The organism is Foetidibacter luteolus (assembly GCF_009650435.1).
GTDB classification, from domain to species: domain Bacteria; phylum Bacteroidota; class Bacteroidia; order Chitinophagales; family Chitinophagaceae; genus Foetidibacter; species Foetidibacter luteolus.
Map to the genome: position 1 here is coordinate 1 of NZ_VVIP01000046.1, position 13880 is coordinate 13880.

Annotated in this window: 10 protein-coding genes; all 10 read left to right on the forward strand. The window is 41.3% G+C overall.

Translation table 11 applies throughout. From position 1 onward, the window contains the following. The first annotated feature begins 787 nt into the window (after nt 1-787). The gene (locus F0364_RS14465; RefSeq protein WP_153798508.1) at nt 788-1306 is read left to right on the forward strand and encodes a PsbP-related protein; all 519 of its coding nucleotides are present in this window, start codon (nt 788-790) and stop codon (nt 1304-1306) included. A gap of 1164 nt (nt 1307-2470) precedes the next feature. Next, on the forward strand, nt 2471-3157 hold the full coding sequence (locus tag F0364_RS14470) for a hypothetical protein (protein WP_153798509.1): 687 nt from the start codon (nt 2471-2473) through the stop codon (nt 3155-3157). 187 nt (nt 3158-3344) lie between these two features. After that, nucleotides 3345-3692, forward strand: a complete 348-nt coding sequence (locus F0364_RS14475) for a hypothetical protein (protein ID WP_153798510.1) — start codon at nt 3345-3347, stop codon at nt 3690-3692. Nucleotides 3693-3811: 119 nt separating this feature from the next. Beyond that, nucleotides 3812-4282 carry a toxin-antitoxin system YwqK family antitoxin gene (locus F0364_RS14480; protein ID WP_153798511.1) on the forward strand — a complete coding sequence of 157 codons (471 nt, stop codon included), beginning with the start codon at nt 3812-3814 and terminating at the stop codon, nt 4280-4282. A 14-nt stretch (nt 4283-4296) separates the two neighbouring features. Then, complete coding sequence (locus F0364_RS14485) at nt 4297-4938, forward strand: hypothetical protein (protein WP_153798512.1); 642 nt, start codon at nt 4297-4299, stop codon at nt 4936-4938. A gap of 48 nt (nt 4939-4986) precedes the next feature. After that, the gene (locus tag F0364_RS28950) at nt 4987-5136 is read left to right on the forward strand and encodes a VOC family protein (RefSeq protein WP_207632682.1); all 150 of its coding nucleotides are present in this window, start codon (nt 4987-4989) and stop codon (nt 5134-5136) included. A gap of 743 nt (nt 5137-5879) precedes the next feature. Further along, nucleotides 5880-9284 (forward strand): DUF1080 domain-containing protein, encoded by a 3405-nt coding sequence (locus tag F0364_RS14495; RefSeq protein WP_153798513.1) that lies wholly within the window; start codon nt 5880-5882, stop codon nt 9282-9284. A 510-nt stretch (nt 9285-9794) separates the two neighbouring features. Beyond that, on the forward strand, nt 9795-10637 hold the full coding sequence (locus F0364_RS14500) for a toll/interleukin-1 receptor domain-containing protein (RefSeq protein ID WP_153798514.1): 843 nt from the start codon (nt 9795-9797) through the stop codon (nt 10635-10637). After that, nucleotides 10634-13084, forward strand: coding sequence for a hypothetical protein (locus tag F0364_RS14505; protein WP_153798515.1), 2451 nt, complete (start codon nt 10634-10636; stop codon nt 13082-13084). Before F0364_RS14500 ends, F0364_RS14505 begins: the two co-directional genes overlap by 4 nt. A 320-nt stretch (nt 13085-13404) precedes the next feature. Then, a partial coding sequence (locus F0364_RS14510; protein WP_207632557.1) for a transposase occupies nt 13405-13880 on the forward strand: 476 nt, incomplete at its 3' end.

Below are 13880 nucleotides of genomic sequence, written 5' to 3' on the forward strand. Positions count from 1 at the left end.
AGCTTAACCATACAGCAACTGAGCATTATGTTCGAGGGGAGGATGGCCGCAATTTTCTAAAAATTTTTCACGTTCCTTTTTCCGGCCATGGCCGGAAAAAGGAACGTGAAAAATAACCTTGACACAGTTTAAATTACACTCCCTACGGAAGATCGTCTGAGGCAACAATGTCAGCTTCCCGATGCTTCAACTCATCTTCCGTGCCCGTTTGGCAGTCTTCCGTATGGTTCACGCCATCTTCCCTGTTTGCATTTTTATCTCCCGCAGGTAGAAAAGCGGCTTTTCCCAGTTTCTTACGGGCTGGCGTGGGTGGGGCAGTTGCTGTTATCCGTGGCAGGCGGGTTGTCGTGTGGTGTTGACTATCATCCACAGAGCAGGGAATATCATCTTCCGCTAAAGAAGAATAATTATGGTCCGAGGCTGAAGAATAAATATGATTCTTTAGTTGTGTCACTCACTTGTACGCCTTGCCCGCTATGGAGCTTTTATTGAAGCGTAGGATCAGGGTACTTTTAATGGTCATTTGGGCTACCGGGTGCCAGCCAGCATCTGGGGTTTATGTCAAGGCAGCGGTAATGAAGGAGGCAGCGCCGAAACAATTAGAAGGATGGATTCATTGACGCAATCCTGCTACACAAAAAACGCAATAGAATGGCACTGAGGATGAATAGATTGTATATTTTTGATTGTGCAGCTAATACGTCAATACAAACGTTGGCTGTAATTTTTTCTTAGACCAAGCAAGGGCGAATTGACAAACCAGAGTAAAAAAACTTCATTCATAAACATGCGACATCTTTTACTGGTACTTTTCACAGTTTTTATAATTCAAGCGAGTGGACAATCATTTGTGACTTTCAAAGACACGATAAATCATTTTTCAATTAACATTCCTACAGGATGGAAATATGGAGTGAACAAAAATTATCCTGCAATCAAATTGCTCGCTTACAGGACACCTTTGAGCAAGGCTGACACGTCACGAGACAATTTTAATATCAACATAATTGAAACACCCAACAAAAATTTAGATAAGACATTTGAAGATTTCCTTAAGTATCTTCCCGATGCTAAGAATTTCAAACTTATTGACAGAGGAGATACAACTTTTAACGGAAAAAAATTTAAGCGGTTAATTGAGACACACAAAAATGAAGGTAGCGATATACAAATGCATAATTATGATTTTGTGACTTTCAAAGATGGCAAGACATATATTTTGACAATGGTTACATTTTCATATGCTTTCGATACTGTCAAACCTTTATTTGACAAAATAGCAAGCAGCTTCATATTGCTTGACTAAAACTACAGCCAACAAAAGTATTTGCAATAGCAGGGCTGGACGGAAGAACAATCGGCAGCAAATCTTTAATCAGCTTTTAGTTCGGGCTGGACGTTAATAATTAAGCAACAAAATGTTATCGTCAACAATAAAACAATAATCAACTTCGGTATCGGCGTGACGGAATGCTAATATCCTGCCATCGCAAATACCGAGACGTTGTAGGCAATTTTTCGACACCTAATGAAAGTTCGATTATTAATTATTTACAGTATCATTTACGGGTTGACAGTAGTCGGCTTTTGTTTTTATTGGGCGACAAATTTCACAAGACACACGACTTATAAGGGTGACGAATTTTTTATGCTTGCGCAATTCTTGTTGGTTTTGACATACCTTCTCTATTTGACGATTCAGTTTACTGTAAAGAGAATAAACTTTTTGTTTGCTTTGTCAATTCCCATAATGACCGGTATTGCTGCATTTTGCATTGGTGTATTTTTTCTTTTGTTGACACAGTTAAGTGGAATACCAAGACACTATATTTTGACATACGGCTTTTTGTATGGGTTAATCAATCTTCTTGCTGTCTACAGGTTTTGGGGACAGACATTGAAAAGTGTATAAACTATGTGCTACAAATGTTTTAATACTGAAATAAAATTTTTCCTCACACAAGCTCACTTTGAGGAGTTTGACCTAGTGCTGACAATGAAAATCGCTAATGACAAAAGCATTAAAATGGGAAAGTTTGTAAATACAGCCTGAAAAGACATTGACTACCAAGTTTATGAATGTCTTGTGTGCGGACAGTTATGGAAACTTTCAACGCCAGACTATTCCAATAGAGGCTACTTTTTACGGTTGACAAAATAAAACTGCCTACACCAGGCGGTTTGCCAATATGGCGGGGCGACGAATATATTCTCAACTTTTTGTTCGCGAATCAGCTTCAGTTCCAGCCGACGAATAACGCCGAGCAATAGAACAAATAATGAACTTTTAGTTATAAATTTAGCAGCGGTTACGGGGTTTTCTGCTATGCTGGCTGACGAATATATACTAATCGTCACTTTCGCTAATCAGCTATAGTCCGGGCTGGACGTTTTCCAAATGCCCCGCCGAACGCAAAACCGGGCCGTAGGTTGTTACTATACTAATATTTTATCACGCCTTACTTTTTATATGGAAACAAACGATTTGAAAATAATCGGTTATTGGCACAGCCTGTTTGAACCAAGCTTGCCAGACCCTGCCTGGTTCGTGGACAATTCCTGGGACCAAACAGTAAAAGAAAGAATTCTATACCACCTGAGAAATGGAGTAAGAACGCCCGTTATACATTTAGGTTCTAGCTGGTGCAGGTTTCGTTGTGGGAAAGATGTTCTCGGAAGTAAAGAATTCACAGACGGCAAATTTGTTTGGCCCGTAGGGCTTGAACATTATGTTGATTACCACAATATCAGGTTACCTCAAGAGATTGTTGATTGGGTATGGTCGCCAAATAAAAAATCAATTAGTGAAATAAGCGAGGATTCATTTTTTAATATTGACTACAGTTGGTGGAAAAATCAGAAGGGGTGGAATACATCTGGAAAATCGTACAGGGATTTACTTGACGTTGGTTCTTTAACAATAACCCAAATTGAAAGGAGCAAAAAAGACAGGCAGCTCATTCTATTAAAGGATTTCTTATTCAAGGCTCAAGAAGTTTCACAAAAGCTAAGACAAATAAAGAAGATTGTAGCTGGTGAGACCGTAACTATAAAAGGTAGATTTACCGGATATGAACTATTTAAGTTAAAGGCAACCGCTGCAGGCCTTCAAACTACTTTTGAGGAAATGACATATGCAGACTACCGACAATTTTAACTGCAGCCTACATGTGTTCCGTGCTGCCACCATCAGACAAAGGCGCTCATGTACAGGAAGAACCGAAAACTATAACTGTGAACATTTTCTACGGAATGCTTCTGAACAGAATTAGAGTTGTTCTGTTTATTCATTGTACCGTTTCTTGATATTGCCTGTTATTGTAAATGAAAACCAATAAAATTCAATGCAGACAAAATTTATACTGACAATTTTGCTATTTACGCTGGCGCAGCTAGCGTATCCACAATCAGCATTAGAACGTAAAAAAAGCTGGACTGTTTCAGAAGTTAAGGTGTGGGCAGAAAAAAATAGATCTAACGCCACATGGCACAGTTTACTTCTTTACCAGGGTTCAGACACATCAACCCATCATTTTATTTCACGTATAATGGACGAATGGATATGGTTTGCTATCAAGCGGGCAGACCTTATACTTACTGATGAACGACCATACAAAAAGACTTCATCGGTAAGATTAGGCTATTATTATGTTGACCCTGCAGAAGACTTTGCAAAAATTAAGGACTACTAATTTGAAAGTGTTGGTTATTCGCATTTGCATACAGTGAAAAAACACGGCACCTGCCAACAAATACAGGTTGGCCCGAAATTTCCTGCAACACCTAACGGGTTAAAACTGTCTCATATAATATGAAACGCTTGATATTGATACTTTTATCGCTATCTTTTTCGCATTTAATCATCGGACAAACTTCAGAAATTGTAGAAATTGTGAATGGCCATAAAGGCACTTTGCTTTTTTTATGCGGCGGCAAAGCATGTAATGGCTACCACGTAGAGTTTTTTTCAAATGGATATAAAAAAACTGAAGGAAAATTTTCCAAGGGTAAAGCCGTGGGAATTATCAAGGCCTACTTCCAAAATGGAAATATTTTTGATTACAGGTATTTTACTAATGGAAATTTGACCAAAGTAGAAACTTTTGACTCGACAGGTAAACTTGTAAAACAACTTGATTGGAAGAAAAAGAAATCCATAACCTATGAATATGGTTCAGGAGGTTTATTAAGTAAGACCGTATTTAGCTGGAAGCATGTGGGTTGGAAAAACGGTAAGACCACTTTTTACAAGTGGGAAAATAACAAATGGGTTAAACAATAGACAGCCCGCAGTAAATGGGTTTGCAAAAGCAGTGCGGGGCATTCAATTTCAGTTTTAGCCCTAACTATTCATCAAAACCAGCATCAGCTCCGGGTGGACAAAACAAGTTCTTTAAAGCCACAATAACCATTCGCGGGTATTATTTTATGAGAACAACTAAAATCACTTCAGCAGCAGTAAACATTCTTTTTATAATAATGGTTGCATTATTCTCTATTGAAGAACTCACAAACTTTGATATAAAAAGCCAGTTACTTAAATATTTTGTTTACAAAGGTTTACTGATTGCCACCCCTTTAGTTTTGATGTGGAACTTATTTTTTTTAAAACCTATCCGAAAAAAAATTATCGGGCTAATTCTACCGGTGTCAATATCTGTTGCTGTCATAACCTGGGGCCCACTTAAACTTTTGTTAGCAGCGGGGGCCTGGCAAACCCAGACCATCTTATATCAAAACGGGCATTTAAGCTTTAAAAAGGTTGAATTACAAATGCAGGATGTAGGGGCCCTGGGTTACAACCAGCGAACAGTTGAGGTGCTTTATCTAACACCTCTCTTTATGATAACAAATCCGGTATCCAAGGATATTGACAAACACGCAGAATGGATTAAAATAAACAAAGATGTTAATGAAATGAATCTTACATCACCATAGAACAGCACCCCATAAAACAAAAGGAATTCTACTTCACCCTCACAACAAATGAAACACATACAACTTATACAAACCATACTCTACGTTAGCGACCAGCAGGCCAGCACTGCTTTTTACCAAAAACTTTTCAGGCAGGCGCCGGAGTGGGGGCATTCTACTTCGGTATTCAACAGTCCTTGTTCGATATTCATTTGGTGAGTGGTGAATGGTGAGTGGGGGCATTCTACTTCAGCATTTAACATTCCTTGTTCGAGATTCATCTTGTGGTCGGAATTCAACCCGGTATTGATTATAAATAATCAGAGCCTAAACAGCCATTCACCATTCACGATTCACCATTCACGACTATGATACCAGCGACATAACTCCGTGGCATCGCCTGTTGCAAATATGATTTTGTTATGATTGGATCTTTCAGTGAAAGAACCAACCATAATCAAGCACTTTATCGTCCGGTTCATTGGGGAGCTTTTAAGCGTAGATCTCCCCCTCTCCTTTGGAGAGGGGTTGGGGGTGAGGCCAAACTACGCTTCGGTAAAAGCTCCATAGCATTGTTGCCGATGAACGTAGTGCGACGCAACGATGCCGCTACAGGGTTATGTCGCCCGCCACCAAAAAATGTTCTTTAATCTGTTAAGCTGGACTGCAATTAATGTGGCAGGCTGGACCCTGCAACAAGTGGGATAAACTCTGTTGAAGGCAACAATAAGGAAGTTGAGCGATGAACAGCCAGGCGATTAACGATAAATAGTTGAAGTCACAGTAGTACAAAAGCCAAATCAGGGCGAAGGAAAGAAACGGGCTGTATATCGTTTCTTTCTTGACTTTTTTTGTTACTTTTTTGTGTCAAGACAAAAAAGTAGATAACAGGTTTGTAAGAGCAAAACGGCTTACATAAAAAGTTCTTTACTAAAACATCATTACATCCATCAATAACCAACATGAAAAAATATCTCTCTTTACTAACGGTTGCCTGCTGCGCAACAATACTATTGCAAGCCCAGGCAGACCAGCGTACGACCACTACCAAAATTGCCGACTTACTGGCAAGGGTGCCCGCCACCAACAACCAGCAGCTTGCGGCCAATAACGAAGCTATGGCTACATTGGGTACCGAAGGTTTGGAAACTTTGCTGCTTTCACTGAAAGCACCGGGCCAGGGCGACAATACCCGTGTTGAATACGCCGTAAAATCGTTCAGTTATTACACGGTTCAAACCGGTAAGGACGCTTTAAAAAAACAGGCGGCCACCGCTTACTGCAATGCCTTAAACAAAACCAATGATAAGGTAACTAAAGCCTTTATCATCAGCCAACTGCAGGTGGTGGCAACTGACGCAAACATAAGCTGCCTTGTTACCTACCTGGCAGATGAGGAACTTGCCGACCCTGCCGCAAGGGCGCTTGCTAAAATACACAGCCCTGCTGCCGGCAAAGCCCTGCTGGATAAACTGGGCAGCACCACCGGTAAGGTGCAGGCCACCATTGTTGAGGCACTTGGCGACGCCGGTTACCAGCCCGCTGTTGCTGCGCTCACCCGTCTTGCTGCATCTGCCGATGCTGTAACAAAAAAGCTGGCCCTCTATTCGCTGGCGCAGATTGCAGACCCTGCATCGCTTGCAACACTGAAAGCCGCTGCGGGCAAAACAGGCTGGGTATATGAACCGGCCAATGCCACTTCCGATTATTTGGTTTACCTGGATAACCTAATTGCCAACGGACAAAAAGTACAGGCAGCCAAAGCCGCTGCCGAGTTGCTGAATACATTTAAAAAAACTTACAACGCCCGGCAGTCGCACACACTAAGTGCAGCGCTGCAGTTAGCCGTGCAGGCGCAGGGCGAAGCTGCCATGCCGCTGCTGCTGAAAGAAGCTGACGTAAAAGACCATAAATACCAGGGCGCCGTTTTGTTACTGGCCGGTAAACACCTTACCCATGCCAACGCCGCGCCGTGGATGAAAAAATTAACCACTACAGACAAATGGCTGAAAAGCGGCATCATCACGCTGCTTGCTGATAATAAGATCATTAAAGCTACGCCAGCCTTTATATCCGCACTGGCAGATACTGACCCGGCCGTAAGACTGTCCGCAGTTAACGGCCTTGGCAAGCTCCGCGATGCACAAGCTATCCCTGCTTTGCTGGGCATTATGAAAAAAGGCAACCCGGCAGAAATAACCGCCGCTAAAAATGCACTGCTGTTAATTGCAGGAACGGAAGTGGTTCACCAGTCCGCCGCAGCCCTTGGCACCGCGCCTCCTGCTGCCAAAGCCGCATTAATGGAAGTACTGGCAGAACGCTCCGCCCAATCTTATTTTCCTGAAGCGCTGGCCCTAACCAAAAGCAATGATACCAGCCTGCAAAAAGCCGCTTTCACCTCGTTAAAAAGCCTGGCGGCGCCAACATCATTACCCTCTTTGTACAGCCTGTTGCTTACAACCGGTAACGAAGCCAATACACAGGCTGTGCAGCAAGCCATCATTGCAGCTTCGGCCGGCATTACAGATTCCGCCCAAAGGGTACAGCAGGCATTAACAGCCATGCAGCAGGCGCCCCCAGATAAAAAAGCCCGCTTCTACCCCATCCTATCCGCAACCGGCAGCCTGGCGGCGCAGCAAACCATTGCTGCCGCTTTTAACCAGGGAGATGATGCCAGCAAACAGGCCATCATCGCATCGCTATCCTCCTGGCCGGATGCCTCAGCCCTCAAACCGCTTTTCCTGTTGGCGGAACAACCCGGCAACAGTGCCATGCTCACCCAACTGTTAAAGGGATATACCCAACTGGCCATAAAATCCGGTGCGCCGGATGACCAAAAGCTGTTATACCTGCACAAGGCAATGGACATTGCGCAAACCAACGAGCAAAAGCTAATTGTATTAAGCGAGCTGGATAATTGCAAAACGCTGCCCGCCTTATTACACGCAGCCAGTTTTCTGGATAACGCCGAACTGAAGCAACCGGCCGCCACGGTGGTGATGAACATCGCTTTGTCAGGCCTTGACCTGAACGGCGGCATGGTGAAACAGATACTGGAAAAAACAATAGCCGCATTGCAAGGGCCAGACAGTGATTACCAGAAACAGGCCCTGCGCAAACTGATTGCCGAAATGCCCGAAGGCGAAGGTTTTGTGCCCATGTTTAACGGTAAAGACCTTACCGGCTGGAAGGGCCTGGTGGCCAACCCCATTGAAAGGGCGAAGATGAACGCTGATACACTCGAAGCCCACCAAAAAAAGGCCGATGAAATAATGCGGCAGGGCTGGAGCGTACAGGATGGCACACTGCTTTTTAACGGCCATGGCGACAACCTGTGTACCATAAAAAAATACGCCGATTTTGAAATGTATGTGGACTGGAAAATAACCAAAGACGGCGATGCCGGCATTTACCTGCGTGGTACGCCACAGGTGCAGATATGGGATACCTCCCGCCGCGATGTAGGCGCCGAAGTAGGTTCCGGCGGGTTGTACAATAACCAGAACAATCCCTCCAAACCGCTGGTGATGGCCGACAACCCCATTGGCGAATGGAACAGCTTCCACATTATTATGAAAGGGGAACGTGTTACCGTTTACCTCAACGGCCAACTGGTGGTAAACAACACCGTATTGGAAAACTACTGGGACCGTAAACTACCGCTCTTTACCGAAGAGCAGATTGAACTGCAGGCCCATGGCACCAACGTGTGGTACCGCGACCTATACATACGTGAGCTGCCATCTACCAAACCATTTGTTTTAAGCGAAGAAGAGCAGAAAGAAGGGTACAAAGTGTTGTTCGATGGTACCAACCTGAATGAGTGGGTGGGCAACAAGACGGACTATGTAACCGAAGACGGCGCCATAGCCGTGCACCCCAAAAATGGTGGTCATGGCAACCTGTACAGCAAAGATGAATACAACGATTTCAGTTTCCGTTTCGAGTTTAAGCTAACCCCCGGCGGCAACAACGGCATCGGCATACGTGCCCCGCTGGAAGGCGACGCCGCCTACGTAGGCATGGAGATACAGGTATTGGATAACGAGGCGGAGATATACAAAGACCTGCACGAATACCAGTACCACGGCTCCGTGTATGGCGTAATACCCGCCAAACGCGGCTTTCTGAAACCCGTAGGCGAATGGAACACCGAAGAAATAATCGCCACGGGCAGTAAAATAAAAGTGATCCTCAACGGCACCACCATACTTGACGGAGACATAGCCGAAGCCTCTAAAAATGGAACCGCCGATGGCAAAGACCATCCCGGCCTTAAAAGGACCACCGGCCATATCGGTTTCCTCGGCCACGGCGATACGCTCTGGTTCCGCAACATACGGGTGAAAGACCTGGGTAAGCAGTAGTATGTCAGGCTGAGTCTGCCGAAGCCGGTGTTAGAAGGGCTGTCAGGCTGAGCTTGTCGAAGCCTTGCTTAATGTTCCATGTTGGTTAGCGGGTTATACCTGCAGGCCGGCATGGAACTTTTTGTTGCGGAAATGCCAGGCTAGCTTTTTAGCCAGGAGCATGCAAGCCATTGACCATTCACGATTCACCATTCACGATTCACCATTCACGATTATGGTACCAGCGACGTTATTTTATGGCGGCTTCGTTGCGTCGCAATCCGTTCATCGGCTGGTTTTTCATGGCGGCTTTTAAGCCCGGGTAGAGTTTTTAAGCCTTTTTGAACGAAAAATGTGCTTCGGAACTCTGCCCCTGAAATAGGAAGAATACAATTTCACCTAAAGTGAGAAAAACCGTGTTTAAACGGTTGCAAATGTTTGTAAACGTTTATATATTGGAGTTGCGGCAGTACAAACGCTGGTGGCAAGGCTACAGCCAACACAAGTCTAAGCTTCTAAATAAAAAATAAAATGCAAAGACCAAAACTATTTATCTCATACTCTCATCCAGATGAAATTTATAAAGTGGAGTTAGTAAAACACTTGTCTACAATGAAAAGGAACCATGAAGTTGAGATATGGAATGACAGAATGATAAACCCTGGAGAGGAATGGGACAAGGTAATTAATTCGAAACTTTTAGAAGCGGACATTATTTTACTTTTAGTAAGTTCAGACTTTATCGCTTCAGACTACTGCAATGATATCGAGGTCAAAAAAGCAGTTGAAAAGCATAATTTAGGGAAAGCCAAAGTGATACCAATTATCGTAAGATCCTGCGATTGGAAAACAACAATTTTCGCAAAGCTTCAGGCGCTACCTAAAGATGGAAAACCATTAAAGAATTGGAGTGATATCGATGAAGCTTTCTTATTTGTTATCGAAGGCATAAGACAGGCAATTAATGAAAGAACACCTCATCTTGTAAGCAGTCCTGATAATGTTGATATCTTAGATAGTTTTCCAGTTTTTCCAATGGTTGAACCTGATGATGTTCCAAGAGTTATAATAGAAGCCATCAGTAAAACTGTTCCGTTCAACGAGGCAGAGACTTTAATTAATGAAGCGAATCGGCTACGAAAAAAAGCAAATCCAACAGATAAAAATGTCACTATTATTGAATTACATAAGATTCAACATTCAAGTCAAATAGCTCCTTATGATTTTTGGATGAAAGTTATTTCTCAAGCCAGGCTTCATGGCCCAAAAATGTTAGCCGCCTTGCTGTTAACAGTATCTGATAGTTCTTTTACCGAGGAAGCAAAAAGAGAAAAACAAAATTTATTGGAAATACTAAAATCATACAAAAAATGAGAGCATTATTTCAAAAATTTTTTCTTACTACATTATCTATACTACTCTTAAACGTAGTATTTAGCCAAAATTCAAGTCAACGAAATGACAAAAATGTTTCAAAAGCATTTGAAACTATATCAAAGTATACATATAATCAATCCAATATTATAGATGATGAATTACAAAGAATTGGTTTTATACCGCCAAATAATATTTCTAGGAATGAGTGGAACAAATTTCCAACAATTCGAAAAATCGAATGGGCATATTTATCCGCAGAAAAAGCTCACCCTTCTGGTGGCGAAAAAATGTTGGCCATTTTATCACAAAGCCTTGCACAGCAGTATGAGTCGATAGGATATTCCCCCGAAATAAAAAAGTTACTCGGCTTACCAAAAACAAAGAAAATTAGCTTTGCAAGCATTACAACAATTCCCTCTACATCAAATTTACCTGTAGATTTTAAGAAAGCTATTGCTACAATTTCAAAGTATACTGATGGGGATGCATTAGGTGGTCTAAATAATATACTTACGAGCTACTTTGACATTAGCGAGAGTGAAGCATTTGAAATCCAAAGAAATAGTAGAACACAACAAGAGGCACTTGAAAAAGGTATTTCAAAGTTTGAAGATGCAAATGTCCAAAGGAATAAAATTAAAAATGTTGTAAGCGAATTACACAAAACCTATGAAAGCAGTCGTTACGAATCATCATTGGAACCATTTAAAAATGATTTAAATTTCCCCGATGCACCACCTACAAAAAGTCCTCCTCCCTCTCCGAAAAAACCAAGTGGCGGATTTCAGCCAAAAACCACAACATCGGAATACTACAGTAAAACCAGCCAGTACAAGGACTTTATGAGAAAAGAATATAGTAAACCTTCTAATAGAACATTCAGAAAAATGAAGCTAGGCAAAGGAGGTTTCGGAGGGGTAATTTTTGGTAGTGCAATAGCAGTCGACAAAAAGTTGCCAGCTCTTGATAGTATGTTGTGGCTTCCAACTAATATTGACAAGCCTCAGGAAATTGGCACTTTAGTTTTTAAATATAAAACTAAAGGCTTTGTAAAATATGTTCGCGATCTAAAGTTTGAAGATGTTTATGCTGCTTACAATTTAACTTATACAAACTACGATTCGCTTACAAATTTTAAAGAAGGTAACGGGATAGGATTAGCAAGTTTGTCATATGGACAAAACACAACAAACGGAAGTGGCTATTCCTCGTATGATAATAAAAGCAAAAGAGAAATATTAATCCATCCCGCCTTAGCAAATTTAAATATTGGGTGGTCATTAATTTACTCTGATATTGCTCCAATAATTCAGTATTCAATCCTGAATAAAATAAGAAATGAAATTGAGAAAGAAAAAGCCAGAAATGTTTTAGGTGATTTTGGGGATTGGAAAGTCACAGATGTCCCGTTATTTATTTCATTTAATGAAGATGAACTTGTTGTTAAAAATAACCAGAGGCCACGAATTGTAAATTCAGAAGAGATTTACTTTTCAATGGTAAAATTATTAGGAAAAGATATTTGTGATAATCGAACAGATTCTACATCTTTTAATTCGATTGCTCCAATTCTATACAAATACGATTACAACTACAAAAGAATAAATGATTTTGCCAAAGTATTTGCATTGTTTAGATATGCTAAATTGAGTAAATCGAAAATCTCCAAATTACCTGAATTTAATGATTACATTCTCCAACCACACTACATAGCGTTGGACAGTACAGGAGTTACTTTCGAAAGGCCTTTAGATGAAGGTGAAAATTGGGGAATTGAAATAACAAACAAGTTTAATGATTTTTCTAATAGTACTAGTACGAGCTTAAATCAGGAAATTATAAATTACTACGATAGCTTAATTAAGGCTAATCGGAAAGTCAACGATTCAATCTGGAAAAGAATTGACAGTTGGTACTACATGGATTCATCCAACAAAGCCTTATGTTTACAATATAAATACAATAGTTTAGAAAGTTATTTCAAAATGCAAGACTTACGTGAATCATATTTAATTATTGAAGACTCAATTGTTAAATACAATTCCAAACTACAACTTCAAAAATCCAAAATAGATTCTACTGTTGAAAAAATAACTTCAATTTACAAACTGCTTCAAAATGAGCAAAGCATAAAAGCCAATTGCAGCAGTATATACAATGCATATGAGTATTTAAAATATTTGTACAAGAATGATTTACAGACAGAGGAACAAGAACGGGCATTGTTAGCAATCATTTTAAGAGAGGAAGGTTGTAGTTGTGGTTTTTATAAAGACAAAATGCAGAGAATCACAAAATTACAAAGGGATATAAATCCAACTGAAACGGAATATTACAACCAAATTGATAGTAATAAAGAACTTGTTCTTTTAAAACTTCTAATTGGTGAAGAAAAAGCACTGTCTTTTATTTTAAGTAGGACTTGCCCAGTTGAAAAGTTTTAATAAAAGTAATTCTTTAGACATGAAAGCCCAGCTGCCAACAAAATCATTTGCAAAAGCAGGGCTGGACATTGTTACACATCAACTATGTGCAAGCATTAGCAGCGGTTCGGGCTCAACGTACAATTTTCGGCTTTAGTTCTATACTTAAACAATATATTTTCAAATGAGTATTTGTTGCGGGCTGGAAGATCAATGAATTCCTTGCCTTTGCAAATACTCAAAGGCTATAGGCATCCTTTACTTAGGGCTTGCTCAATAACTTCCAGATTTATCTAACCGGGTGAAAATGATTATCTTTTTGCAGCAAAAGCTGAAAACAGATGCAAGGAAACCGTAAGGATAACCCCAAAAAGCCTGCACGGACGCCTGGGTATGTAAGTCCTAACCAACTGACAATATGCGGGTTTGAAACCCCTTTTGAGCAGGCGCTGACCCGGGAGAACCGCTGGGTAAACCTCAGCAGGTTGCTGCCCTGGGACCAGATGGTCAATCAGTACAATAAGAGCTTTAAATCCTCCGAAGGCCGCCCGCCCATCAGCGGCAGGATTGTTATAGGTGCTGTTATCATCAAACACATGCTGAAACTCAGCGACCGTGAAACGGTACAGCAGATACAGGAAAACGTGTTTATGCAGTATTTTTTAGGCTACAGCAGTTTTACCAATGAAGCGCCATTTTCACCCACCTTATTTGTAGAGATAAGAGAACGGCTGAGCCTTGAAGTGATGGGCTGCATCAATGAAATGGTTATCGCCCATCACTTTGATGCACCGGCAATCCCAAAACAGGAGGGCAA